Raw genomic sequence first — 22,715 nt, 5'->3', positions numbered from 1 at the left:
TCCTCTTCTTTTGGAAATTGAAAAATAAAAGTTTCAGAAATTTGATCTCTTACCTTTCCCTCTTTTCGTCTTGTATTTTGCATAAATCTTTTCGCCTCTTCTGCCTTTATATAATTTTCTTATTGCCGATCCAAGTCCATTTTCCATATCCTCGGCAGTCTGCTCCCATGTACCTTCTGCTTCTCCCAACAGTTCAACCGAATTACTTACATAATCAATAAGCTTTTCGATTTCCTGATTTGTAAAGTAAATACTGCGCCCCATTTACTCTCCTTTCTCATCCTGCTCGGCTGCTTTTCTTTCGTCCTCGTCCATATCTCTTTCTTCTGCGATCTGGATGCAAAGCACCGGTTGTCCTATTTTTTCGTCTTTGATCATAAACAGCTCTTCAAGAATGTACACCTTTCTTTTTTTGGATTCGCTATTATAATGCTCATTTGTGCATTATCAGCAAATTCTGCAAGATACTCTTTTAATTCTCTATTTTCCATTCTCTTATCTCCCCTGCGTCTCTACAACATTCAGGATCTTTTCTGCTGCCTTATCCCAGAAGATCCTCACAAACTCATCCAGCGTTGTAAATTCTTCGCCTCTGTCACTGTCTACCAGTCCAACCTCATCACCATACGTCGTATCTGAATCCAGTTCTTCAAGGACCTGTGCTGTGATATCTTTTACAACTTCTTCTGTATCGGTATATCCGCAATCATAACTGCAGGCTTCTCTTAGCTCTTCCATATCTTTTTTCGATAATCTTCCCATTTTTTCCTTCTCCTTTACCATCCCATATCATTACGGTATCCAATTGCACTTGGATTTACCATGTATGATCTTTTCAGTTCCGATTCGTCCAATTGACGTTTCAACTGGCTTACTTTTTTCTTTAGTGCCCGATTTTCTTTTAATACCGCCATGAGTTTACAGCTATCATGCTGATCACATTTTGTGTCTTCAGAATAGTTTTCGCACATCAGGCATACTTCTTTTTCAGTCATTACTGCCGCCTTTCTTGTATGGCTTCGGAAATGGCATCCATGCTTTCATGTCTTTCCAATCGTTTCCGCTCTCCAAACAATGTCCTACAATGTCAATGCAGTTTTCATCGGTCCATACTCTTTTTCCGTCTGTTACTATGATTTCTTCTCCATCTTCCGGCATTGGACAGTCCAGATAATAGATTATGTCTTCCGGAATTCCTTCCTCTTCCCGTTCGGTATCCAATATCACATGCCATTTCACCGGAATCCATTTTTGAATGATTCCAGCCTCTTCCAGATCCTCATACTCTGCCAGCTTATTGCAGCACTTCTGATGTCCGTTTTTCCTTAAATCCATTCTCGGTACAGCGCACCGGTCTTCTCCTTCTCCGATCCATTCTGTTAATCTTTCCATCGTTATCCCTTCCTGCGCCACGATTCCACGCCTTCCATTCCTTCTTTGCTGGTTAACTGCTGCCACTCCCAGTTTATATATGATCTCACAATCCCTTTCTGATTCCTGACCTGCACATGATGCGGATAAATCCCAAGGATCGTGACTTTTTCCGTGGCAAGTCTGCTCTTTCCACCTTTCTGGGAGATCCTACGTCTTAACTGTACTTTGTCTCCAATTTTCATTTTTTTGTTCCTTTCCGTCTTACTTTGCGCATTTTCTTGCTTACCGGATATATGAATGCCCGCATATTTCCCGGTTTAGTCGTCTTCCTCTTCATCTTTCTCACTCTCCCGGTTCTCTAAAATGATTCCATTTGCACAGATACCACCGTCTGCTTTGATCAGAATGTATTCTTCACCATCAATCACTCTGGTTGATACCAGATCCGTCCGATCAGCATTCACAGTCACATGTGCATCCAGAAGTCCGATTTCAAACCGCTTTGTATTTACGGTGTTCTCTGTGTCAATCTCGGCAGTGTTGCAACCTTTTGCACTTTCTGCTGCCACCTCCGGATCAATTCCGATGTTCTTTAAGACATTCTCTATCTCGCTCGCTTTCAGTCTTCTATCTTCCGAATCCGATTTAATATCTTTAATTCTTCCAAGCGAATGATATAAATCCTTCGCCTGTTCCATGCTTACTTTTCCATTCACTGCATTTAGGCTTTCCCGGAATGCAATTTTCTGTTCTTCTGGTGTAGACGGTAATTTGCACCATAACATTTGTGTGATCAATCCTTTGTCCGGATTGTTCGGACGTTTGTTGTAGTACCAGATGTGATCCGGATCACTGTGGCGGTCCGTGAATGCCGGATACAAGAACCCCTGTGTTGGCATACTTACCGTCCAGTCCCTTGTCCGTTCCTGGATATCTGCCAGATCTGGCGAATAAGATAATCCTGCTGCCGATAACCCCACCGGGCATAAGCATCCGATCATGTACCGGTATACCTCTTCACTTTCATCCAGATCCGTTCCATCTTTAGCAATCTTTGGAATATCATAGATTCCGCTGGCAATTAAAATCAGTGTATAGGTCTTATTCGATACGTCAATTGTTTCTGCAATCTCTTCCAGAAAGATCTGGCGCACTTCATCATCCTTCAGCTCCGTATTTGTAATGGCATTTAAATATCTGGCTCTTTCTCTGTCCAGAAAATCCAACTGGAACATATTTTTTCCCGGCTTTCCGGATAAAACCTTTTCAAAAATGTCCAGATATTTGAATCTTTCCGTTTCTGGGATGTTTGAAAAGGTCTTGGTAAATTCCAGCCGGCAATCCCGGGCGTTGTCTACGATGTACCCGGTAATTTTGGTGATGTTACATAAATCTATTCTCATAGTTCTTTTTAGCTCAAATAACTCTTTCCTCATTGTCGCTCCTTTCTGGCTGCCGCACCGGGCAGCCATGCACTCTGCGAAATTGTGATATATTAACTTCCTGTGGTGCCTATAAATAATTCTTTCCGGCGTTTTTCATCCATTCTTCCCTTGTATGGGTTCTTTCGTAAACCTCCTGAGCTTTCGCCATCAGGATCCGCGCGTTCTTGGCATTGTTATGGACTGCTGCCGGTCCGTTTCGGTGATGTTCCAGGCAGAGATTGACTTTTAACCCTTCCGCCTCTGCAAATGCATGGGTGTTACCAAACAAAACATGATGCTCTTCCAGATATGGCTTGTATGTAAAATCTCCATCCAGTAACATGCACAGGTAGCACCGGCGGTCGCCTTTTGGCTGCATGATGCTTTTTTTGTGCTTCTTACGTTTCTTCTGTTTGGTTGGTTTCGGAAACATCATATTCATTGATCAACACCTCCCCGCTTTGGTCTACTTTTTCATTCAGGTATAAATACCAGTCCTGTGAACTGTGTACTTTTTTGGTTGTCTCTGCAAGGTACAGAGCCGCGTGATACAATGGAAGTGTCCGGAGATATTCCCGGCGGGTTAATTTGATTTTGGGAAATGTGGCCAGATATTCTTCTACGGTTATATTTTTCGGGCAGGCATCCGGTTTCCAGTCTTCTACACTTAACTGCTCCATCTTAGGACTCCTTTTTGTATAGCTCATGGTTGCCGTAAACCAAATCCGCCTCTTCTCTTTCATAACTCCAGCCATAACGCATTAAAATTTTGAAGCATTCCTGGTATCTCTTTCCGGCATCCTCTTTGTATTCTCCGGAATACCCTACCAAATCCCCGGTATGATCATCCATCATGTCGTTCATTGCAATCAGTAATAAAACCTGTGTATCCAGTGTTTGTATTTTTTCTTCTGCTTCTTCCTTTTCTTTCTCATCCGCATCATACAGGCTTTTCCCGGTAAAAAATTTTAGAACCATTCCATTTCCTAACCAACAGGACTTCTCCATCATGTTCCGGATCATCTTTTCAATATTTTTCTGGCGTTCCTCATCTTTTAGCAGTTCGATTTTCCCGTCCGCTATTGTCCGGATGAATTCTTTTTTTCTTTCATTCATTTTTTTCTGTAAAGCTTTCAACTGCTTTATCTTTTTTCTCTGCCTGTCCCATTCTGTTTCAACTTTTTCTGATTTCGGGAGTTTTTTCACTACATCAATCCCATTCCAACCATCCAGATAATACAGTTCTTTTCCGCGGATATTGATTCTCTTTGGTGGTTCTTTCTCCAGATTGAACGTTTTTACCTCTTTTAGTTCTGCCGTATACTTCTTTTTTTCAATCTCCTTTGGTGCTTTCTTGATTCCTGCTGCCTTCAAGAGTTCGACAATAATCTTTTTATTCTTCTCCCTCTCCCTGTTTTTAATCTCTGCTTCTACTTTCCACTGAATCTGTCTGGAGTCTGTTGCATCTTTTAAGATTCGGTTTCTGGTTTCAACATCCTCGATTCTCGACAGTTGGGCAAGATCTTTTAGGTTTAGCTGATATGCCCCGTCTTCATCCGTCTTTTCCTTCACCAGATCCCGGTCAAGCTTCGCAATCTCCAGCCTCCGGCGCACGGTTGTCCTGGAGAATCCGGTCTTCTCTGCAATCTGTTCTTCTGTATCTCCAAGGTCAAGCATCATCTGGAATCCTTCTGCCTGTTCCAATGGTGTCAGGTCGATGCGCTGCATATTCTCTTCCAGCATGGTTCCGACCTGGTCTTTATAGCTCATGTCCTCTACGATCCGGCATGGATACATAGTTACGCCTGCCATTTTTCCGGCGGCGAACCGGCGGTGCCCGATGATCAGCGTGTATCCTTCTTCATGGTGTGTACGTTTTTCGTCCCAGTATCCCGGAATGACCGTAAGGTTCTGCATGATCCCTTTTTTCTTGATTGACTCACTCAGCTCCGTCAGATCACCCAGGTCTTTTCGTGGGTTATCCGGATGCTGGTGAATCAGCTTGGCGTTGATATTCGTTATTCCACTGGTTGTCATTTTATTTTTTCCTCCCTTTCTTCTCTTAAATGTCCTGCTATATCATTAAGCGTTATTGCCATACTTTCGCACATCGTAATAAGTGCTGATTTTAGGCTTTTCATCCATCCGTCAATCTCTTTTGTTAACGTCTCCATCATTGTCGGCAATGTTATATTTATCTGCCTCGCCATTTTCCTTTCATACCGCCGTTGTTTTCGTTTATCCAGCTCGAACGGAGGATTTGCTCCATACTTTTTCTTGTAATTCTTTTTCCATTGCCTATATTTCATTGTTTTCTTCCTTTTCCCGCATTTTAGACTGTAGTCTATCGGAATACCGCGTAGACTCAGAAAACTCTAAGCTTACACGATGTTTTTCCATCTGCTCCGACAGCTCCTGCCAGAGCTCTTTGTTCTTGATCTCTTTTCCATGTGGTCTGCGCCACTCTTCCCGTTTCCATTTGTCCATGTTTCCTTCGTTTATGGTGGTGACCAGGAACTGATCCGGCGTGTAGACAGTCACTTCACACGGTCGGAGCATTCTCAGACCGACAAGGATAGCGATCATGCTCATTCTGTGGTAGGTCGTGTTCTGTTCGGTCTCGATCTGTGCTTTCACTGCCGGTCCTTTCTTAGTCTCGCACTCCACCAGAGCGATGCACTTTCCGTTTTTTGCGGTTGGTCCCCGGAAGTTTACCTCTGTGTATAGTTCTATCTTCATCTTCTCTCCTTATCCGGATCATTTCGTAGTGTCTGTACGGGAATCCGGTTGCTTTGTTGATCCCTTCGTAAAAAGAATCCTTTACTATGTAATATCCCTTCGGCGGTTTTGGTTCTTTCGGCCACCGGTATAAAATCTTTGTTTTGGGTTCTGGAAGCGGCATGTTCCGAGACGTAGAAAAATTGGCTTCTGCAATCTCATGATCCAGTACGCCCTCATCCACGTATTTTTTCTGGGTTTTCTCGTTTTTGGTAACATATTGCGCCAGCTTCCGGAACTCGCCTTTCTCATAGAGTAACTGCTTATTACGAACCTTTCCGTGTTTCCAGGCTACAGCTATGATCAGATCTGTATCCGGTATTCGATTCAGAACCACATGGATGTGCCAGTTACCGGACGGGGTACATTCAATATTGCGGATCCAGCGGAGCTCCTGTCCTCTTTTCTTGTATTCCTTCTTGCAGAACAGGTAAAACTCTTTGAAATCCTGCTTTGCCTGCTTCATGTCCGGCGGACGTTCCTCTTTCGGATATGTCAATGTGAAAAAGTAGTCATTGACCTTAAAATACATCCGGAGTCTGTGACGTGCTTTCCTTTCCCTGGTCCATTGGTTGACCTGCTCCACTTCCTCCGGTGTGGCTTTCTTCTTCTTGGCTCTCTTCTCTCCCGGTGCTCCATACCTTCCGTCCAGATATTCCTGTCTCTCTATTACGTTTCCCAAATCGTATGTCACTCGTCTGATTCTCATAGCGTGTCCTCATAACTTTAATAGTCTTATCAAGTTATTAAAAAGGGCAGTCGCCCTGTAAATACTTGACTTTCCAGCCGCTAAAAGGTACACTATAAGTGCTTAGATTATTCGTGTACCTTTATGGTTGCGGCGCTTGCGATATTTCTTTTCGCAAGCGTTTTTTATTCTTCTAAATATGAAAAATTCATTTTCAGGAATATCTTTAAGGCTTCTGCATCTGATGGTGCCTCGATATCCTCTCCGGCTGCGATTGCAAATACAACGTCTCCTAAGATTGGCCATCCGTGCCTATCTGTATCATAAAAGTACGATCCAAGGCGGTTGACTTCTTTCTGTTTCATTCTTCCGTCCTCATCCACTAGCATGATCATAGGCATCTTAAATGTCTCAAATAAGGTTTTCGTGCTTACGATTTCAAAACGCCCGCCTACTGCTTTCTGTAGATCACGGAAATCATCAAAGTTTACATCAATTACCGATATAATGTTATCCGGTGTTACTTTTACTGTTTTCACTGCTTGTCCTCCAATACTACTGTTTTTCTGCCTGCTTCTTTCAGGCTGTCTACATATTGTTCTAAATACGGGATCGCACTCTGTTTGAAATATTCGGATTCACGATTGACTCTTTCTATTGATTTCATAGTCTCAATCCATTCATCCAGCTTCTCCACTCTGATCCGCCTTTTACGCTGCTTCTCTTCTGGCATGCTCCCTCGCCTCCCTTATTTTTCTTTTCCGTTCCAGGCTTTCCCGGATCCGGAAGTATTCCAGTGCAAATGCTCCGGTAGTAAGTGTTGTGATTCCAAGTGCTGCATATAAGTAAAACAGCTCCTGACTTTTCACTGAGCACGCACCAGCCATCATCAAGATTCCGGTAATGCTTGCCGTTACGCTGAGTATCTTTGCGATCTTGTAAAACATCTCTTATCCCTCCTTTGCTTGTCCAACTGGTACCGCTTACGCGGTTTTCTCCTGCTGGTATCCTAAATGTTCTACAAACTTTCTGGTCATTTCCATGATTGCCTTCTGCTTTTCTTCCGGCATCATGGCTGCCATGTCAATTTCTTTTCCATCAATTTCTGCAATAAAAATATGTTGCAAATCCACCACCTCTCTTTAAACTATGCGATACTGATTGTACTTGTTGATTTGTCCTACTACTGTCTGGTATAATTTCCGTATCAAATTATGAAAGGATAATCATCATGCTTTCGTTTGTATCAAATATCGATTTAGAAAAAATTATAAATATTTTATTAGAGCCATCTGTCACTCTTACTCTTGGCATCTTTACATTACTAATTAGTCGAAACTCTAATTTATCTACTTTAGCTCGTGAAAGACTAGATAAGGTATACCATCCACTCTTTTTAGAAATCGAACCTTTTTTATACAAAAAAGTATCTCTTAACGACATAAATGCTTTTCTTTCTAAATACTATGAATTAGAAAACTCACATTCTCTTCTTATTGATCCTGTTTTACGTCAAGAGATTCGCTGGCTTGAAAAACCATCTGCTCTGCAAGAGGATAAATATGGCTATAATCAATGGTTCCAAATTTGCGATCAGATTTCCAAAACATATGACAAATTATGTAAACAAGCCCATCTCCCAGTTCGCAGTATTTCTTATCGAATTAACTACAGGCAATATCGTTCTAAAATTCGTATGATATTCGCTCTTATATGGATTGAACTACCAGCAATTGCATTTTTTAGCCTATTACTCGGTTTCGCATCTCCGCGTCTTTTAGCTGTTACATATGCATTGTTCTTTTTATTTTTGATGAAGACATTTTTGGATAACTTGTAATACAACGATTGCACAAAGGAATATAATAGCTACTCTTTCTCTGGGATATCTGTTTATCAGGTATCCCATTATCAAAGCAATTCCAACAATATACAGGACAACCACTATTCCCATTTCCTCACCTCATTTTCTCTTCATCTTTCTCAACAATTATTCTTATCGGCAATTCATTTGATATAAGGCACGTTCCCACAACGCTGATGCTCAATAAACCAAGCCCCATCAATATCCGCATCAACATAATGCTTATGTCTGTTGGAAAATAACGTTCGCCAACAGTCACAAGAAGTAATGGCACAAAAACCAGTATCCAACCAATTATTTTTCTTAGTTTCACATTCTTACCTCTCTTCCTCTATCTATTTTTGCATCAAATTTAATTTGATTATTAGGGTAAAAAAATATACTCCAATGGCATATTGTAAAGCTTACTAAGTTCTCTGCTTTGTGAAATTGTAGGCTCTGACTTACCTTTTTCCCAATTTACCACTGTATTTTTCGAGACATGCATCTCCTTTGCTACATCTTCTTGAGTCATTTCAGCATTTACTCTAGCCGCCGCAAGGGAAATTTTTAACTTATTCAATTTATTCACCTCCCACAAATCTTATTTTTCCTCGTTACGCTTATACTATAAGTCAAATTTAATTTGATGTCAACACTAAAATACAATTTTTTTTGATTTTTAGTTGATTTTAGTCAAATTATATTGTAGTATGTGATTATGAAAGAGGTGACAAAATATGACTGATATAGAACAGAAAAAAATTTTTTCTAAGAACTTAAACTTTTATTTGTCCAAAGCAAATAAAACCCAAAAAGAAGTCGCTGATGCGATATCTGTTTCTCCGCAAACATTTAATACATGGTGTCAAGGTATAGCTTTGCCAAGAATGGGAAAAGTTCAACGACTTGCCGATTATTTCCATATTGAAAAATCTTTTTTAATAGACGAACATACCGAGCAACCTTTTCCTAAATCTAATATAATAAAAGTTCTTGGACGCGTTGCCGCCGGCATTCCACTAGAAGCCATTACGGATATTGTAGATGAAGAAGAAATCCCTGAAGAATTAGCAAAAACAGGTGAGTTTTTTGGATTAAAAATTAGTGGTGACTCAATGGAACCAGATATTCATAACGGAGACACAGTAATTGTTAGAAAACAAGATGATGCCGAGTCTGACGAAATCGTTATTGCTCTTATCAACGGAAACGATGGCGTATGTAAAAGGCTAAAGAAATATGCAGATAGTATTGCTCTTATTTCGCTAAATCCTAATTACGAACCTATGTATTTCAGCCAAAAAGAAATCAGCGAGAAGCCTGTTAAAATTATCGGGAAAGTTGTAGAACTACGGCGAAAATTTTAAGCGGATACAAACACACATTCATGTATTTATTTTTAACGCAAATTGGAGGATTTTATGAATAAAACAGTTAGAATTATTGTAACTATTTTGGGTGGATGGTTTGGTCTTCATAAATTTATTGATAAAAAAATTGGAATGGGGATTCTTTACCTTTTCACATTTGGTTTATTCGGAATTGGATGGATTTACGATATATTTAAAGCTTTTTCTTCTTCACCTTCATCGTTCCAGTTAAAGCAGTATATCGCGCCTTCTGTTCCTGGAATATTACATATTAATGATAATTCTTATAACTTAGCGTACAATTATAATCAGGTTAACCTCTGCACTAAAGAACCTTTTTATTTCGATATTCCATTCGGTTCTTCGCTTGGTATTCAGCCGGAACCAACAAACAAATACGATAGCCGTGCAATTTTTTTCACTTGGAAAAATACAAATATCGGTTATATCCATAAAGGTCAATTGCAGGACATGATACACGATTATCTTTCTCCGAACCGTTATGTAATAGCAACATACGAATCCATAGATTGCGGAAATGTAATGATCACTCTGTCATTTTATAAAAAAAAGTAATAAGTACGGGATCTGTAAACAGGTGGATAATTATGTGGTGTATTTTATACCACAGTTATCGGTGATGAAATTGGTATAACCGCATATGCGATTATATAGAACCACTTTATATGAGGAGGAAAAATTATGAAAAAGAAACTTGTAGCATTGATTCTGATCGGAAGCATGGCACTGTCATTTACAGCCTGCGGCAATAGCTCCGATTCATCAAAAGGAACAAAAGAATCATCCAAGAAGACAGAAGCATCTGCCGAAACTCCAAAAGAGGAAGCAAAGGAAGAAGTCAAAGAACCTGTCGTGCTGACTGGAAAATGGGAATATAAAGACGATGACGGTACTTGGATGCAGGCAGATATTACAGAGGATACCATCACAATAAACTGGATCATGGATGAAGGAAACACGACTGCTGTTTACTGGGTTGGAACCTATACTGCTCCTACAGAATATTCTGAAGAATATACTTGGACATCTACCAGAGACAAAGAAGCAACCGATTCCGCTCTTCTCGCCTCTCTGGACGATACAAAAGAGTTTTCTTATTCCGATTCAAGCAAGCAGATTACCTATCAGGTAACAGTTTCCGGAATAACAAAAACTATAACCCTTGATCAGATAGAATAATATAAATAAAAGAACCGCTCCTGCGCCAACAGGAACGGTCATAGGATGAAACATACGCCAATATGTTTCTCTATTAAGCACTCCGAAGAGATACCTAAATCCAAATAATATTGTATCCTCTCCGGAGCAGCCGCGCAAGAGAACTAATCGTAACTATATAAACAATTACATTTTTGTTTCCAAAAGAAATGAGGTGAATATATGGGACGTAATTTAACAAAAGAAGAGCTTAAACGACATAAAGAAAAGGCTTTGGCAAAAATGGAACACTATATCGACTCTTTGATCAATAGTCCAGATTCTAAAACCCGTGGAAAAGCTGACAAATTAAGTTATTGGCTTGAAGATTGGTCTACTTTTCTCGATTTTGAATCTCGTTTTTCCCCATCCAGTTTAAGAAGATACAAACGAGGTGAAATCATAAAAGTCCATCTTGGTTATAATATTGGTAGCGAAGAAGGTGGGTTGCACTATTGCGTTGTTGTCGAAAAAAATAATTCAAAGAACTCCCCTGTAATAACTGTTGTTCCGCTTACCTCTGTTAAGAAGAAATCTGATGTAGATCATCTTCATAAAGGTTGTATCTATTTAGGTAACGAACTATACACAGGGTTAGTTTCCAAAATTACTTATATTCAAAGACCTCTGGAAAAGAAAGTCTTTGACCTCAAGAAAGAAGTTGACGCCACTTACAAAACTCATCCAGAAGACATGCATAAATTCCAAAAGGATTTAGAGGATTGTGCAAGGGATTTATTGTTATTAAAAAGAATGAGAAACGAAATCAATAAAGCAAAACTTGGTAGTATTGCTTTAGTTGGACAAATCACAACCATCAGCAAAATACGAATTTATGATCCGAAAACTAATTTCGATATTTTAAGCAATGTAAAGCTTTCCAACGAAAAGCTTGATCGCATAGATCAGGAAATTATTTCTAACTTTACAAATAGAAAAATTTAAAAATCAACATATTTTATTGACATTTTCATATAATGAGGTATATAATAAATAAGCTAAAACAAAGCCGTTAACCGGCAGTATACAAGACAATGCTCCCAGTCATCTGGCGAGCCGTATTTATTGAAAGACCTCGTAGAAATGCGAGGTCTTTTACGTTATATAAACATTTTTTCAAAATAAAACCGCTCCTGCGCCAACAGGAACGGCTCAAGACTAATGCCCCGAAGGATACACCAGTACGTTCAAAATATAGTGTATCATCTTCGGGCAGCCACCGCAAGCAGAACTCATGTTCTTCTGCTGGCTGTTATTTTTGTACCCTTTTTTACATAAAATACAAAGGAGCTGATACAATGAGCCTAAAATATGCATACGGATATATCCGTGTATCCACGCACGATCAAGAAGAAATCTCTCCGGATTCCCAGGAGCATCTCCTCCGGGATTATGCAGCCAAAAATAATATTGTAATCCTGAAGATCTTCACGGATCTCGGTATCTCCGGAAGAAAAGCCGATAAACGTCCCGGTTTTCAAGAAATGATTGGTCTGGCCAAAGGTCCCGATCATCCGGTTGACTGCATCCTGGTATGGAAATTCAGCCGGTTCGCCCGGAATCAGGAAGAATCCATTGTGTATAAATCTCTTTTAAAGAAGCAACATAATGTAGATGTGATCAGCATCTCCGAGCCACTGGCAGACGGTCCGTTCGGTTCTCTGATCGAACGTATCATAGAGTGGATGGATGAATACTACTCCATTCGCTTATCCGGTGAGGTATTCCGTGGCATGAAAGAAAACGCTACCCGCGGTGCATACCAGGCAAGACCGCCGCTTGGCTATAAAGTTATAGAACGTGGCAAGCCTCCGGTTATCGTTCCGGAAGAAGCTGCGATTGTCCGTATGATCTTTGATAAATATGTAAATGGGAAAATGAGTTTCTTTGATATTGCCCGACATCTGAACTCTCTCGGACTGAAAACGTCCCACGGGAAAGCTTTTGAACGGCGCAGTATCGAATATATTATTCAAAATCCATCCTACTGCGGTATGATCCGATGGAACCGGATGGAAAACGCCACCAACCGGATCAAAGACCTGGACGAGTGGATCATTGCTGACGGAATGCAGGAGGCGATTATAAGTAAAGAACTCTTCGATGCCGCCCAGGAACGCCTGAAAAAGATCTATAAACCGGTTGGAAAGCGCCCCTCTTCTACATATAAGCACTGGTTGTCCGGACTTCTGAAATGCCCGGTATGCGGGCGCACACTGACCGCTACGACCATGAAGCGAGCCAACGGGGAAAAATATGCGTACTTCTCCTGCTACGGATACAGCAAAGGAAAATGTGATAAACCACACGGTGTAAGCTCTCTGGTGATCGAAAAGGAAGTCCTGAAAGCATTAGAAGAAGCTCTTGGTTCCAATTCGATTGTTTATGAAATGCGCGAAATTCGCCCACAGGAGCTTTCTAATGAGCGTACCCTTATAAGTGAACGCCTTGTCAGTTTGAAAGGCAAAGAGGACAGGATACGTGCGTCATACAGAGAGGGTATTGATACACTGGAAGAATATAAAGAAAATAAAGCTCTGATTGCCAAAGAAAGAGACTCTCTGGAACGGCAGCTTGCAGAGCTGGAAGAAAATACACCGGATAAGATTCCGGATGATCCTACTCCTAAAATGCTGGATCGGGTAAGCTCCGTCCATGATATTCTGGTTTCTGATTCTTACTCTCTTGTCCAGAAAAATGAAGCTTTAAAGCAGATTATAGATAAGATTGTTTACGATCGGGAATCCGATACTCTGAAAATTCATTTCTTTTTATACCACTCATAATGCCGGAAACCCACGTATTTACGGGCTTTCCGGCTACTTTATCGGTTGTGGCAATTTGGTCATCCAGTTCGGACACTGAACCTGTCTTCCGTCACAGTATTGTGTCAGAATCGGCTGCCTTACATTCGGTCTGGAAAGATAATCTGCAAACAGTTCGTCCACCACTGTAGAAATGGAGTCAAAAACATTTCGTTCCGGAATCCATTTGTGATCAAAAGCCGTAGAAGATGTAATTGTGAAATCATAGCCCTGATTGCGATACCATTCGGTATAAACCCGGTTCAGCGTAAAAGACATGATTGCCAGTACATTTGCCCGGATCGTATTTTCCGGCCATGTTGCATAGATTTCACTGGAAGCAACATTTTTAATATAATCTTTATATTTTACATAATAATTCTGTGCGGTAGAATCGCGTGGTGAGCCATTATGAACAACAATGTATTCCGGCACGACAACTCTGCTTAGCACAATCTCACCGGTTTCGTTTACCGGCTTGATCTCGTTTTCCGGGATTTTCGGCGGATACACACCGTACAGAGTATGTGCAGGAATCACAAAGATTTCCGGGGTCTGGTCTTCCGTGACAAGTGGACGCAGACGAATCTTCTGAATTGCCGTCACACCGGCCAGTATTTCCGTTCCTGCGATGTTGACCGGCTCGAATCCCGGAGCGTTTACTTCCAGGGTATATTCCGCATATGGCTGTTCTTCATTTGTTGCATCCAGGCTATACTCCACAGGCGGTGCGTCAAGCTCAATAGTTTCACTTTGTCCGGAGCTATCGGTTGTCAGTTCTTCCAGTGTGTTTTCAGGAATACCTGTATAGGAAATACGGATTGACGCATCTGGAACAGGAAAAGAATCAATAGACGAAGTAATCTGTATCTGCAAATTTCCCCGATCAGAAGTCTGCATGGCTTTCAAAAATCTCATATCTGATATCCTCAAGGCTTTTTATACTGTCAGAAACATTATATGTAAAAAATGTCCGTGTTGTGCAAAAATGAAGGGTATGTTATGATGAAACATACAGATGAGTATTTGGAGGAATTAAATAGATTATGCGAAAAAAGATGCATCAAACAGGGAAATTTTTTTCGTTCATTCTTTTGGGACTTGGCTGTCTCTGTCTTATATCCGGAGGAATCCTGATCGGCAGACAAATGTCAGCCACTCCGAAAGCAGAGAGTTCCGCGCCGGAAGAAGTTCCTTATGAACAGGAAAAAATTACGGATGCAGAGGTTACCGGAGAATTCTACTATGAACAGCTTTCTGATGAAGAGCAAACGGTTTACCGGGAAATTCTTCAGGGTATCCAGGAAAATAAAAAAGAAATTTATCTGCATTGCAGCAACGCGAATACTGCAAATGAAGTATTTCAGAATGTGTTAAATGACAGACCGGAAATTTTCTGGTGTGATGGAAATGCGACTTCCACAGAATATTCTCAGTCTGAAGGGCAGAGCCGATATGTAGTAATAGAGCCCAATTATCTTTATGAGGGAGAAGAAAAAGAACAACGGAATCAGGAGATTGAATCGGCAAGAACCTCCTGTCTTTCTGGCATTTCAGACCTTTCAGATGAATACGAAAAGATAAAATACATTTACACCTATCTCATAGATAACGTAGATTATGATCTTGATGCACCGGATAACCAGAATATTTACAGTGCTCTTGTCGGAAAAAGATCGGTTTGTGCCGGCTATGCAAAAAGCTGCCAGTATCTGCTGCAACAACTGGGTATTTACTGTATCTATGTAACCGGACAGACTACAGATCCAAATGGAGGCGTCGCAGACCATGCATGGAATATTGTTCAGTGCAATGGTCAGTATTATTATGTAGATACAACCTGGGGAGATCCGATTTTTCTCGGCGAAGATAATGGCTATCAGATACCGAACCTGATTGCTTACGATTATCTCTGCTGCAGTGAAAAAGAGCTAGAAAAAACACATATGATCAGCACGGACTATGTATATCCGTCATGTCAGTCTGAAAATCTGAACTATTATCAGCTGAACGGCATGTATTATGATACCTATGAGCCTGGTATGTTGCGAGAAGTGATCGACAGATCGATTGAGAGCCAGGAGGCTTATACGATATTTAAAATGTCAGATGATGCAGTCTATCAGGAGGTCGTGGATGAAATGCACGAAACCCTCATGGAAGAAGGTGCAGGATACCTGGGTGAGCTATATGGGCTTTGGCAGGTTTCTTATTCATACAGTGAAGAAGCATCCCTTAACAAATTTATTATTTACTGGTTTTATGAATAAAAAGATAGTGGGCAGAACAATTTGCCCACTATCTTTTTATCTACAACGTCGTTTCCAGATTATTTCCCGAAATGTATGCCGCAAGCTTTTCACCAAGCAGTTTATATTTTTCGCCTTCTAACAGTGGATCTTCCCTCAGGATTTCCCCCGATGCTTCTCCTGCTTTTTTCAGAAGCTCCGAATCCTGGAACACATCTCCGATCCGGAAATCCATTAATCCGCTTTGCCGGATTCCAAAAAGATCTCCTGGTCCCCGAAGCTTCAGATCTTCATTCGCAATAAAAAATCCATCATTGGATTTGTTCAGGATCTCAAGTCGTTTTTTTGTCTCTTTCGTCTTCGAACCACTCATAAAAATACAATAGGACTGGTGTCTGCCACGTCCTACGCGCCCGCGGAGCTGATGAAGCTGTGCCAGTCCAAAACGCTCAGCATTCTCCACCATGATCACCGTAGCATTCGGCACATTGATACCAACCTCGATAACTGTTGTCGACACCAGGACCTGGATCTCATTCTTTGCAAATGCTCCCATGATCTCGTCTTTTTCTGCCTGTTTCATCCGCCCATGAAGCGCAGCGATCCGGATCTTGTCACCCATCTCACTTTGCAGAAGCTGCGCATAGTCAAGAACATTCTCTGCATCCATTGCCTCGCTCTCTTCTACCATCGGGCAAATCACATAGCACTGTCTTCCTTCGGCGACCTGCTTCTGCATAAAGCGGTAAGCAGTCGGTCGGTAACTGGTATCCACCACACAGTTCTTGATTGGCAGACGGTTTGCCGGAAGTTCATCAATCACCGAAATATCCAGATCTCCATATAAAATGATTGCCAATGTTCGAGGAATCGGTGTCGCACTCATTACAAGAATATGAGGAATTTGTCCTTTCCCGGCAAGTGCCTCTCTCTGACGGACACCAAATCGGTGCTGTTCATCGGTAACAACAAGTGCCAGATTCTGGTATTCCACCTTCTCCTGGATCAGTGCATGGGTTCCCAGAACAATCTGCACTTCTCCCGCAGCAATCCTCTGATAAGCTTCCCTTTTTTCCTTTGCTGTCATCGACCCGGTCAAGAGCTCGGTTTTCACCGGAATCTGATACTTTTCCAGCATCTCTATGATTGATTCGTAATGCTGCTTGGCCAGAACTTCTGTCGGAGCCATCATTGCGCCCTGATAACCGTTCAGTGCCGCCAGAAGAAGAGCCAGAAGCGCTACTATTGTCTTACCAGAGCCAACATCCCCCTGGATCAGGCGTGACATCACTAGCTTTCCGCACATCTCTTCCTGGATCTGTTCCCAGACTCTCTTCTGCGCTCCGGTCAGTTCATATGGCAGATTTGCAAGAAAGCGGTCGATTTCCGACCGCCTTTTTATCATAAATCCGTTTTCGGCACGCTCATTTCGCTCCCTCGTCCTGCGAAGAGCAAGCACGAAAACTAAAAATTCTTCAAATACAAGTCTCTCTCTTGCATGGTAGAATTCTGCCTTATCCAGTGGAAAATGTATCCCGCGGATCGCATAGTTATACTCAGCCAGATGATATCGAAGGCGCAGATCTTTCGGTAGATCATCAGAGACGAGATCCAGATATTCCATCGCACCTTTAACCGCTTTTGCTACCGCATTGTTCGTCATACCGGCAGTTAACGGATAAATTGGCTGAAGAGTTCCACACTTTTTATCGTAACTATCCGGTGGTGAAAATAACTCTGGATGCTCCATAATCAGCTGATCCTTTTTTGAAACTACCCGTCCTCTTATGATAACCGGCATTCCCTGCTTCAATGTATTACGCAGAAATGGCATACGAAACCAGATCACCTTCAAAGTACCAGTCAGATCTTTTACGTATGCTGTCGTAATCTGCATACGCTTTCCTCCTCCAACCTGTACTCTTCCGTATATCACACCTTTTACCGTGCTGATCTTTCCTTCTTCCAGCTCTCCTACGCTTACCGGCTCTTCATATACATCATATCCTCTGGGATAATAACGGAGCAGATCGCCGATGGTAAAAATTCCCATCTTGTGAAACAGTTCCTCGGTTTTTGCCCCGATTCCTTTCAGGTTACGGATTTCTGACTGCTCATTCATAAGCCTATTCTACCGCCAACACATAGTAATAAATCGGCTGTCCGCCCATGTGTGCATCTACGTCCATATCCGGATATAATTCTTCAATCTCTGCTGTCAGCTTTTCTGCTTCTTCTTCGGAAACTTCTTCTCCATAATAGAGACTGATCAGTTCAGAATCATCATTTACCAGCTGCGCCAGCATGTCCTTTGTAGTACCATCGACAGACTTGCCAACTGCAAGGATACCTGCATCACCAATTCCCATGATATCACCTTCATGGATTTCTTTATCATCGATGTGGGTATCACGGACAGCATAAGTCACCTGACCTGTTTTTACACATTTGATCGCTTCCAGCATCGTCTCTTCATTTGTATCCACATCTTCTTCTGCATTGTAATTCAGAACTGCTGTGATTCCCTGCGGAACGGTCTTTGTCGGAATTACAATAATATCCTTGTCTTCTGTCAGATCACGCGCCTGATTTGCAGCCATTACGATATTCTTATTATTCGGAAGAATGTAAATATAGTCTGCATTTACATGATCGATCGCTGTCAGCATATCTTCCGTACTCGGGTTCATGGTCTGACCACCCTCGATAATGTAGTCCACGCCAAGTTCTTTGAAGATTTCATTTAATCCTTCTCCGATCGAAACAGCAATAAATCCGACCTTTTTACGTGGCTCTTTGGCTTTTTCTTTCTCTTTCTGGGCTGCTGCAAGCTTTTCTGCATCTTTGATCAGCTTTTCCTGATGCTCTTCACGCATATTATCAATCTTCATACGGGATAACTGTCCATAAGTAAGTGCTTTCTGGATTGCAAGTCCCGGATCGTTCGTATGAACATGTATCTTAACAACGTCTTCATCTGCTACACATACGATAGAATCACCAATGGATTCCAGATAAGCCTTAAATTCTATTTCATCCTTTTCTGTAAATTCTTTATCCAGAAGAATAATAAATTCGGTACAGTATCCAAATTTGATATCCACTGTACCCTCAGTTTCAACCTTTGTTGCATTAACAGCCTGAGGAGTTGGTGCAAGTGCGCTGTAGTCAATCTCTTTACCGAGGAATGCATCATATGCCCCGCGCAGTACTTCCAGAAGTCCCTGTCCGCCGGAATCTACAACACCTGCCTCCTTTAATACAGGAAGCATATCCGGAGTCTTTGCCAGAACAGTCTCTGCCTCTTCAATCAGCTTCGGGAGAAATTCTTCCAGATCATCTGTCTCCTCTGCAAGTGTCTGAGCCTTTTCAGCCACCCCTTTTGCAACGGTAAGAATCGTACCTTCTTTCGGCTTCATAACAGCCTTATATGCTGTCTCTTTTGCACGTACAGCTGCTCTTGCAAGTGCAGGTACATCAATTTCGCTTTCCGTCTTGATGGATTTTGTGAATCCGCGGAGCAGCTGGGATAGAATAACACCGGAGTTACCTCTTGCACCACGGAGAGAACCGGATGAAATTGCCTTCGCAAGAGAAGCCATATCCATGCCTTCCAGTGCAGTTACTTCTTTCGCTGCCGCCATAATTGTCATAGACATATTGGTTCCTGTATCACCATCCGGTACAGGGAACACGTTCAGTTCATTGATATATTCCTTTTTTGCTTCTATATTCTGTGCGCCTGCAAGAAACATCTTCGCAAGCAGTTCTACATCGATACTCTTTGTTGCCACAACAAGTTCCTCCTTAATTAATCGATCACGCGGACGCCTTCGATATAGATGTTGATCTTATCGACGCTCATACCTGTAAATTCTTCAACTTTATACTTCACGTTGCTGATCAGATTGTCTGTTACTGCTGAAATACTTACTCCGTAAGCTACGACCACATGAAAATTAAGTGTAATCTTATTCTCATCAGAGATTCCGACCTGGATTCCCTTTGTAAGGCTTTCTTTTTTCAAAAGTTTTACCAGACCATCTTTCATGCTGACAGCTGCCATACCGACAATTCCAAAACATTCAACTGCTACAGATCCTGCATATTTTGCGATCACTTCCGGATCGATCGTGATGATTCCTAAATCAGTACTCATACTTCCCTTCATATGCCATCCTCCAATTCTCAAAATTCATATCAATAAATCTATTTTTAAACGTTGAAAATATTATACTCTATTTCCAATGCTTTTACAACCAATGCAGCCCGATAATCAGGCATGCTGACACCTGCCTGATTATACGGCAGCTCACTTAACAGTCCACTGTCGTACATTCGCCAAATACAGATCTAATCAGATTTTTGTGCGAGCACAAATCTGGATAACTCCGTATTTGACTCATCGTATACGCAAAAAACCGAAGCTTAAAAGCTTCGGTTCTTATCATTCCGCTCAGATTAAGCTCTTTCAACGCGTCCGGATTTCAGGCAGCTTGTACATACGTACATTTTCTGTGTTCCGCCGTTTTCCGTTTTAACTCTAACGGATTTTACGTTAGATTTCCACATCTTAGATGATCTTCTATGAGAGTGACTTACGTTATTTCCGAAATGAGCACCCTTTTCACAAATAGCACATTTAGCCATGATTGCACCTCCTAACGATCTGAAATGTCCGCTTACAAATCTTGCAGACTCACAACAATAGTTATTTTAACAGAAACTTTTAACAATTGCAAGTGTTATTTTCACTTTTATGCATTTTTTGTTTCTTCATTGTGTCCATAATAGCCCTCATACTTCTGTGAGCCATAATATTTGTTATAATATCCCTTCTGGTTCTTACGCTCTACCTTGTTAAGGACAACACCAAGAACGGACACTCCCGAATTTTCCAGCTGGTCTTTTACATTCTGCACCAGACGGTATTTGGTCTTACCTGCTTCGACAACAATGATCGCGCCATCACTCTGATGTCCGATGATTGCCGCATCAATAACAAGACCAAGCGGCGGACAGTCAATGATAATATAATCATAGACATTCTTCATGGACTCCAGCATACCGGTAAAACGTTTGGATTCCAGAAGCTCTGTCGGATTCGGAGCCTCCGGTCCGGAAAGAAGAATATGAAATTTCGGAATATTTGTCGCCATAATCACATCTGCAAGCACACACTGTCCGGAGAGGAAGTGTGACAGCCCTTTATCTGCACCGGTAATCTGAAGTTTCGATGCCATAACAGAATTCCTGATATCCGCATCAACAAGAATAACAGATTTTCCCATGTCTGCAATTGATTCTGCCAGCGCAACAGAAACAGAGCTTTTCCCCTCTCTCGGCACACAGCTTGTTACAAGAATGACTCTTTTATCATCTCCGCAAAACTGCAGATTGGTACGCAATGTCCGGATTGCTTCACGCACCCCGTAGCTTTTCTTTTCAATCGATAAATTAACCTTTTTCAACAAAACACCTGCTTTCTTCCCCACGCGGGGCTATCTGAATCTCTTTATCTGCTCTTCCATATCCGTCTTGGATTATCTACAAAAATCTCTTCTGCGTAATCCTGTCCCATCTTTTTTCTGACGTAAGTGGCACACTTCCCGAGGTTCATCTTCCGCCCCTCCAGATTGTGTGCATCTGATCCTATAAAATCCACAAGATCCTCTTTCATCAGGCCGGCACAGAACTTTTTAATCGTATGTCCTTCATATCCCAATACGGAATCTGCATTTATCTGGATCTGTGCTCCAAGTTTTTTCAGTTCCTGGATTCTCTCCGGTTCCTGACAGCAAAAATACCTTTCAACATGTGCAACGATCGGTCGATATCCCTTGGTGATCAGCTCATAAATGTAATTACGGACCGTGACAAAACTGTCATTGGTTGAAAACTCTGCCAAAACATATCTGCTTCCAAGCATCGTCGGCCGAAGCTTCTTATCAAGATGCCGGATCATCTGCTCATTCCGGTAATACTCGCAGCCAAGCCTCAGTCCAATTCCAACTTCTTCAGCATAATCGCGAAGTTCATGGTATACCCGGATCACCTTTTTCATGGAAGGCTCAAACATCTCCGGTCTGTAATGTGGAGTCGCAATGATATAACGTACTCCCTGCTCATAGGCATCCCGTATCATTGCTCTGGAAGTCTCCATATCCGGTGCTCCATCATCCACTCCCGGAAGAATATGACAATGAATATCTACCAACATCAAAACGTATCTCTCCTGTCAAAAAGAAAACGCCCCTCACGGTGACTACTGCCACAAAGAAGCGCTTTCAACATATGTTTGTAAATTATCTAACAGCTTTCTTTTTAAGACCGAATACTGCTGCTACTGCTGCCAGTCCAAGTACTGCAACTGCTGATACAGCTGTTGCGCTTGTAGCCGGTGAAGTAGCTGTTCCTGTAGCGGATGTAAGAGTTGTCTTGTCAACAACAAATGCAACCGGTGACAGTGAACTAAATGTACCTGTTACTGTTCCATCTGCAACAGTTGTATCAATCTTCTCCCAAGCTGATGCTGATCTATTGTAATGCAGGATCTGAACTTTAGAAGAAGCTGTTACACCTTTCATTACGAATGTGATCTTAAGTGGGAATTTAGCTCCTTCCGGCGCTGTAACTTCCTTAACATCAGCAACTGTCATATTCGCATTAAAATCGCTTCCAATTACTTCTTTCAATTTTGCTTCAGTCTTAATGTCTGCAACTGCCTGTGTGTATTCTGTCGGGATCTCAGATGTGATAGAAACATTCACAGCATTACCATCTGTATCTGTTGCGTTGCTTACAGCTGTAACAACTGTAGAAGCTGCCGGGCTTGGTGCTGCAAATGCCGTCATTCCAATGCAGGATACCATAGCTGCAATAAGACCAACTGTCTTTAAGATTCTTGACTTCATTTTCTTTGACCTCCTCACATAGTTTATTTGATATTCGCTATATCAAGCTA

The 22,715-nt window shown here is 41.6% G+C and carries 33 protein-coding genes and 1 pseudogene; 7 read left to right on the top strand and 27 right to left on the bottom strand.

Features of this window, described 5'->3' with window-relative positions; all coding sequences use genetic code 11:
• Nucleotides 1-33 precede the first annotated feature (33 nt).
• The 16 genes from PGR14_RS01305 to PGR14_RS01230 form a co-directional block, all read right to left on the bottom strand.
• Entirely contained in the window at nt 34-264 is a 231-nt protein-coding gene (locus PGR14_RS01305) for a hypothetical protein (RefSeq protein ID WP_215633838.1), read from the bottom strand.
• Between the two features lie 231 nt (nt 265-495).
• The gene (locus PGR14_RS01300; RefSeq protein WP_178024563.1) at nt 496-762 is read right to left on the bottom strand and encodes a hypothetical protein; all 267 of its coding nucleotides are present in this window, start codon (nt 760-762) and stop codon (nt 496-498) included.
• A gap of 14 nt (nt 763-776) precedes the next feature.
• The gene (locus PGR14_RS01295; RefSeq protein ID WP_178024565.1) at nt 777-995 is read right to left on the bottom strand and encodes a hypothetical protein; all 219 of its coding nucleotides are present in this window, start codon (nt 993-995) and stop codon (nt 777-779) included.
• Entirely contained in the window at nt 988-1,392 is a 405-nt protein-coding gene (locus tag PGR14_RS01290; RefSeq protein ID WP_270222857.1) for a hypothetical protein, read from the bottom strand. Before PGR14_RS01290 ends, PGR14_RS01295 begins: the two co-directional genes overlap by 8 nt.
• Before the next feature lie 2 nt (nt 1,393-1,394).
• Nucleotides 1,395-1,616, bottom strand: coding sequence for a hypothetical protein (locus PGR14_RS01285; protein WP_270222856.1), 222 nt, complete (start codon nt 1,614-1,616; stop codon nt 1,395-1,397).
• Between the two features lie 75 nt (nt 1,617-1,691).
• The gene (locus PGR14_RS01280) at nt 1,692-2,810 is read right to left on the bottom strand and encodes a DUF4317 family protein (RefSeq protein WP_215633835.1); all 1,119 of its coding nucleotides are present in this window, start codon (nt 2,808-2,810) and stop codon (nt 1,692-1,694) included.
• 76 nt (nt 2,811-2,886) lie between these two features.
• Nucleotides 2,887-3,240 (bottom strand): hypothetical protein, encoded by a 354-nt coding sequence (locus tag PGR14_RS01275; RefSeq protein ID WP_178413923.1) that lies wholly within the window; start codon nt 3,238-3,240, stop codon nt 2,887-2,889.
• Nucleotides 3,197-3,478: a hypothetical protein gene (locus PGR14_RS01270; protein ID WP_215633834.1), complete on the bottom strand. Its 282-nt coding sequence runs from the start codon at nt 3,476-3,478 to the stop codon at nt 3,197-3,199. The genes PGR14_RS01275 and PGR14_RS01270 overlap by 44 nt, the downstream gene beginning before the upstream one ends.
• Nucleotide 3,479: 1 nt before the next feature.
• Nucleotides 3,480-4,835, bottom strand: coding sequence for a ParB/RepB/Spo0J family partition protein (locus PGR14_RS01265; protein WP_215633833.1), 1,356 nt, complete (start codon nt 4,833-4,835; stop codon nt 3,480-3,482).
• On the bottom strand, nt 4,832-5,107 hold the full coding sequence (locus tag PGR14_RS01260) for a hypothetical protein (RefSeq protein ID WP_055296937.1): 276 nt from the start codon (nt 5,105-5,107) through the stop codon (nt 4,832-4,834). The genes PGR14_RS01265 and PGR14_RS01260 overlap by 4 nt, the downstream gene beginning before the upstream one ends.
• Entirely contained in the window at nt 5,097-5,537 is a 441-nt protein-coding gene (locus PGR14_RS01255; RefSeq protein ID WP_082424149.1) for an RNase H family protein, read from the bottom strand. The genes PGR14_RS01260 and PGR14_RS01255 overlap by 11 nt, the downstream gene beginning before the upstream one ends.
• Nucleotides 5,449-6,285 carry a rolling circle replication-associated protein gene (locus tag PGR14_RS01250; RefSeq protein WP_242859465.1) on the bottom strand — a complete coding sequence of 279 codons (837 nt, stop codon included), beginning with the start codon at nt 6,283-6,285 and terminating at the stop codon, nt 5,449-5,451. The genes PGR14_RS01255 and PGR14_RS01250 overlap by 89 nt, the downstream gene beginning before the upstream one ends.
• Nucleotides 6,286-6,449: 164 nt before the next feature.
• Nucleotides 6,450-6,803 (bottom strand): DUF3846 domain-containing protein, encoded by a 354-nt coding sequence (locus tag PGR14_RS01245; RefSeq protein ID WP_055296932.1) that lies wholly within the window; start codon nt 6,801-6,803, stop codon nt 6,450-6,452.
• Nucleotides 6,800-6,997 carry a hypothetical protein gene (locus tag PGR14_RS01240; RefSeq protein WP_055296930.1) on the bottom strand — a complete coding sequence of 66 codons (198 nt, stop codon included), beginning with the start codon at nt 6,995-6,997 and terminating at the stop codon, nt 6,800-6,802. Before PGR14_RS01240 ends, PGR14_RS01245 begins: the two co-directional genes overlap by 4 nt.
• Entirely contained in the window at nt 6,975-7,211 is a 237-nt protein-coding gene (locus PGR14_RS01235) for a hypothetical protein (protein ID WP_055296928.1), read from the bottom strand. Before PGR14_RS01235 ends, PGR14_RS01240 begins: the two co-directional genes overlap by 23 nt.
• Nucleotides 7,212-7,247: 36 nt before the next feature.
• Nucleotides 7,248-7,391, bottom strand: a complete 144-nt coding sequence (locus PGR14_RS01230) for a hypothetical protein (RefSeq protein WP_156330621.1) — start codon at nt 7,389-7,391, stop codon at nt 7,248-7,250.
• A gap of 104 nt (nt 7,392-7,495) precedes the next feature.
• Between PGR14_RS01230 and PGR14_RS01225 the strand changes: the two genes are divergently transcribed.
• Complete coding sequence (locus tag PGR14_RS01225; protein WP_215633832.1) at nt 7,496-8,104, top strand: hypothetical protein; 609 nt, start codon at nt 7,496-7,498, stop codon at nt 8,102-8,104.
• 118 nt (nt 8,105-8,222) lie between these two features.
• On the opposite strand, the gene PGR14_RS01220 is transcribed toward PGR14_RS01225, so the two are convergent.
• Nucleotides 8,223-8,441 carry a hypothetical protein gene (locus tag PGR14_RS01220; RefSeq protein WP_055296924.1) on the bottom strand — a complete coding sequence of 73 codons (219 nt, stop codon included), beginning with the start codon at nt 8,439-8,441 and terminating at the stop codon, nt 8,223-8,225.
• Nucleotides 8,442-8,492: 51 nt separating this feature from the next.
• Nucleotides 8,493-8,690 carry a helix-turn-helix transcriptional regulator gene (locus tag PGR14_RS01215; protein ID WP_070098893.1) on the bottom strand — a complete coding sequence of 66 codons (198 nt, stop codon included), beginning with the start codon at nt 8,688-8,690 and terminating at the stop codon, nt 8,493-8,495.
• A 157-nt stretch (nt 8,691-8,847) separates the two neighbouring features.
• On the opposite strand from PGR14_RS01215, the gene PGR14_RS01210 reads away from it, so the two are divergent.
• From PGR14_RS01210 to PGR14_RS01190, 5 genes are all read left to right on the top strand, one after another.
• Complete coding sequence (locus tag PGR14_RS01210) at nt 8,848-9,477, top strand: LexA family protein (RefSeq protein ID WP_082424145.1); 630 nt, start codon at nt 8,848-8,850, stop codon at nt 9,475-9,477.
• Nucleotides 9,478-9,531: 54 nt separating this feature from the next.
• Entirely contained in the window at nt 9,532-10,056 is a 525-nt protein-coding gene (locus PGR14_RS01205) for an NINE protein (protein ID WP_215633831.1), read from the top strand.
• Between the two features lie 126 nt (nt 10,057-10,182).
• Nucleotides 10,183-10,680, top strand: a complete 498-nt coding sequence (locus PGR14_RS01200) for a hypothetical protein (RefSeq protein ID WP_270222853.1) — start codon at nt 10,183-10,185, stop codon at nt 10,678-10,680.
• 201 nt (nt 10,681-10,881) lie between these two features.
• Complete coding sequence (locus PGR14_RS01195) at nt 10,882-11,643, top strand: type II toxin-antitoxin system PemK/MazF family toxin (RefSeq protein ID WP_215633829.1); 762 nt, start codon at nt 10,882-10,884, stop codon at nt 11,641-11,643.
• Nucleotides 11,644-11,996: 353 nt separating this feature from the next.
• Complete coding sequence (locus tag PGR14_RS01190) at nt 11,997-13,484, top strand: recombinase family protein (protein ID WP_270222852.1); 1,488 nt, start codon at nt 11,997-11,999, stop codon at nt 13,482-13,484.
• Between the two features lie 54 nt (nt 13,485-13,538).
• Here PGR14_RS01190 and PGR14_RS01185 read toward each other — a convergent pair.
• Nucleotides 13,539-14,420: pseudogene (locus PGR14_RS01185) on the bottom strand (carboxypeptidase-like regulatory domain-containing protein); the annotation flags it as partial.
• 128 nt (nt 14,421-14,548) lie between these two features.
• Between PGR14_RS01185 and PGR14_RS01180 the strand changes: the two are divergent.
• A complete protein-coding gene (locus PGR14_RS01180) occupies nt 14,549-15,772 on the top strand; it encodes a transglutaminase domain-containing protein (protein WP_055247240.1) in 1,224 nt (407 codons plus the stop codon).
• 40 nt (nt 15,773-15,812) lie between these two features.
• Here the strand turns inward: PGR14_RS01180 and recG are convergent, their stop codons facing one another.
• The 8 genes from recG to PGR14_RS01140 form a co-directional block, all read right to left on the bottom strand.
• Nucleotides 15,813-17,873 carry an ATP-dependent DNA helicase RecG gene (gene recG, locus PGR14_RS01175; protein WP_055260615.1) on the bottom strand — a complete coding sequence of 687 codons (2,061 nt, stop codon included), beginning with the start codon at nt 17,871-17,873 and terminating at the stop codon, nt 15,813-15,815.
• Nucleotides 17,874-17,877: 4 nt separating this feature from the next.
• On the bottom strand, nt 17,878-19,545 hold the full coding sequence (locus tag PGR14_RS01170) for a DAK2 domain-containing protein (RefSeq protein WP_055157854.1): 1,668 nt from the start codon (nt 19,543-19,545) through the stop codon (nt 17,878-17,880).
• A 17-nt stretch (nt 19,546-19,562) separates the two neighbouring features.
• Nucleotides 19,563-19,922 carry an Asp23/Gls24 family envelope stress response protein gene (locus PGR14_RS01165; RefSeq protein WP_008375262.1) on the bottom strand — a complete coding sequence of 120 codons (360 nt, stop codon included), beginning with the start codon at nt 19,920-19,922 and terminating at the stop codon, nt 19,563-19,565.
• 44 nt (nt 19,923-19,966) lie between these two features.
• Entirely contained in the window at nt 19,967-20,089 is a 123-nt protein-coding gene (locus tag PGR14_RS01160) for a hypothetical protein (RefSeq protein WP_008375261.1), read from the bottom strand.
• A 123-nt stretch (nt 20,090-20,212) separates the two neighbouring features.
• Nucleotides 20,213-20,401 (bottom strand): 50S ribosomal protein L28, encoded by a 189-nt coding sequence (rpmB, locus tag PGR14_RS01155; RefSeq protein ID WP_022219990.1) that lies wholly within the window; start codon nt 20,399-20,401, stop codon nt 20,213-20,215.
• A 107-nt stretch (nt 20,402-20,508) separates the two neighbouring features.
• Nucleotides 20,509-21,222: a CpsD/CapB family tyrosine-protein kinase gene (locus tag PGR14_RS01150; protein WP_022219989.1), complete on the bottom strand. Its 714-nt coding sequence runs from the start codon at nt 21,220-21,222 to the stop codon at nt 20,509-20,511.
• A gap of 44 nt (nt 21,223-21,266) precedes the next feature.
• Nucleotides 21,267-21,971 (bottom strand): CpsB/CapC family capsule biosynthesis tyrosine phosphatase, encoded by a 705-nt coding sequence (locus tag PGR14_RS01145; protein ID WP_055247238.1) that lies wholly within the window; start codon nt 21,969-21,971, stop codon nt 21,267-21,269.
• A gap of 85 nt (nt 21,972-22,056) precedes the next feature.
• Nucleotides 22,057-22,665, bottom strand: coding sequence for a hypothetical protein (locus PGR14_RS01140; protein WP_055247236.1), 609 nt, complete (start codon nt 22,663-22,665; stop codon nt 22,057-22,059).
• Between the last annotated feature and the right edge of the window lie 50 nt (nt 22,666-22,715).

Origin of the sequence: Coprococcus sp. AF99-45 (genome assembly GCF_027663865.1) — a bacterium.
In the GTDB taxonomy this organism is placed as follows: Bacteria; Bacillota; Clostridia; order Lachnospirales; family Lachnospiraceae; genus Allocoprococcus; species Allocoprococcus comes.
Note: the sequence above shows the minus strand (reverse complement) of the source record. Positions and strands in the feature narration are given on the sequence as shown.

Coding starts and splice junctions, on each gene's coding strand:
- PGR14_RS01285 (WP_270222856.1), bottom strand. CDS start 1,616: ATGAAAATTGGAGACAAAGTACAGTTAAGACGTAGGATCTCCCAGAAA.
- PGR14_RS01180 (WP_055247240.1), top strand. CDS start 14,549: ATGCGAAAAAAGATGCATCAAACAGGGAAATTTTTTTCGTTCATTCTT.
- PGR14_RS01145 (WP_055247238.1), bottom strand. CDS start 21,971: ATGTTGGTAGATATTCATTGTCATATTCTTCCGGGAGTGGATGATGGA.
- PGR14_RS01240 (WP_055296930.1), bottom strand. CDS start 6,997: ATGCCAGAAGAGAAGCAGCGTAAAAGGCGGATCAGAGTGGAGAAGCTG.
- PGR14_RS01260 (WP_055296937.1), bottom strand. CDS start 5,107: ATGAAATATAGGCAATGGAAAAAGAATTACAAGAAAAAGTATGGAGCA.
- PGR14_RS01295 (WP_178024565.1), bottom strand. CDS start 995: ATGACTGAAAAAGAAGTATGCCTGATGTGCGAAAACTATTCTGAAGAC.
- PGR14_RS01300 (WP_178024563.1), bottom strand. CDS start 762: ATGGGAAGATTATCGAAAAAAGATATGGAAGAGCTAAGAGAAGCCTGC.
- PGR14_RS01165 (WP_008375262.1), bottom strand. CDS start 19,922: ATGAAGGGAAGTATGAGTACTGATTTAGGAATCATCACGATCGATCCG.
- PGR14_RS01195 (WP_215633829.1), top strand. CDS start 10,882: ATGGGACGTAATTTAACAAAAGAAGAGCTTAAACGACATAAAGAAAAG.
- PGR14_RS01305 (WP_215633838.1), bottom strand. CDS start 264: ATGGGGCGCAGTATTTACTTTACAAATCAGGAAATCGAAAAGCTTATT.
- PGR14_RS01235 (WP_055296928.1), bottom strand. CDS start 7,211: ATGTTTTACAAGATCGCAAAGATACTCAGCGTAACGGCAAGCATTACC.
- PGR14_RS01275 (WP_178413923.1), bottom strand. CDS start 3,240: ATGAATATGATGTTTCCGAAACCAACCAAACAGAAGAAACGTAAGAAG.
- PGR14_RS01255 (WP_082424149.1), bottom strand. CDS start 5,537: ATGAAGATAGAACTATACACAGAGGTAAACTTCCGGGGACCAACCGCA.
- PGR14_RS01140 (WP_055247236.1), bottom strand. CDS start 22,665: ATGAAGTCAAGAATCTTAAAGACAGTTGGTCTTATTGCAGCTATGGTA.
- PGR14_RS01200 (WP_270222853.1), top strand. CDS start 10,183: ATGAAAAAGAAACTTGTAGCATTGATTCTGATCGGAAGCATGGCACTG.
- PGR14_RS01250 (WP_242859465.1), bottom strand. CDS start 6,285: ATGAGAATCAGACGAGTGACATACGATTTGGGAAACGTAATAGAGAGA.
- PGR14_RS01160 (WP_008375261.1), bottom strand. CDS start 20,089: ATGTACGACAGTGGACTGTTAAGTGAGCTGCCGTATAATCAGGCAGGT.
- PGR14_RS01280 (WP_215633835.1), bottom strand. CDS start 2,810: ATGAGGAAAGAGTTATTTGAGCTAAAAAGAACTATGAGAATAGATTTA.
- PGR14_RS01270 (WP_215633834.1), bottom strand. CDS start 3,478: ATGGAGCAGTTAAGTGTAGAAGACTGGAAACCGGATGCCTGCCCGAAA.
- PGR14_RS01205 (WP_215633831.1), top strand. CDS start 9,532: ATGAATAAAACAGTTAGAATTATTGTAACTATTTTGGGTGGATGGTTT.
- PGR14_RS01290 (WP_270222857.1), bottom strand. CDS start 1,392: ATGGAAAGATTAACAGAATGGATCGGAGAAGGAGAAGACCGGTGCGCT.
- PGR14_RS01265 (WP_215633833.1), bottom strand. CDS start 4,835: ATGACAACCAGTGGAATAACGAATATCAACGCCAAGCTGATTCACCAG.
- PGR14_RS01210 (WP_082424145.1), top strand. CDS start 8,848: ATGACTGATATAGAACAGAAAAAAATTTTTTCTAAGAACTTAAACTTT.
- recG (WP_055260615.1), bottom strand. CDS start 17,873: ATGAATGAGCAGTCAGAAATCCGTAACCTGAAAGGAATCGGGGCAAAA.
- rpmB (WP_022219990.1), bottom strand. CDS start 20,401: ATGGCTAAATGTGCTATTTGTGAAAAGGGTGCTCATTTCGGAAATAAC.
- PGR14_RS01225 (WP_215633832.1), top strand. CDS start 7,496: ATGCTTTCGTTTGTATCAAATATCGATTTAGAAAAAATTATAAATATT.
- PGR14_RS01190 (WP_270222852.1), top strand. CDS start 11,997: ATGAGCCTAAAATATGCATACGGATATATCCGTGTATCCACGCACGAT.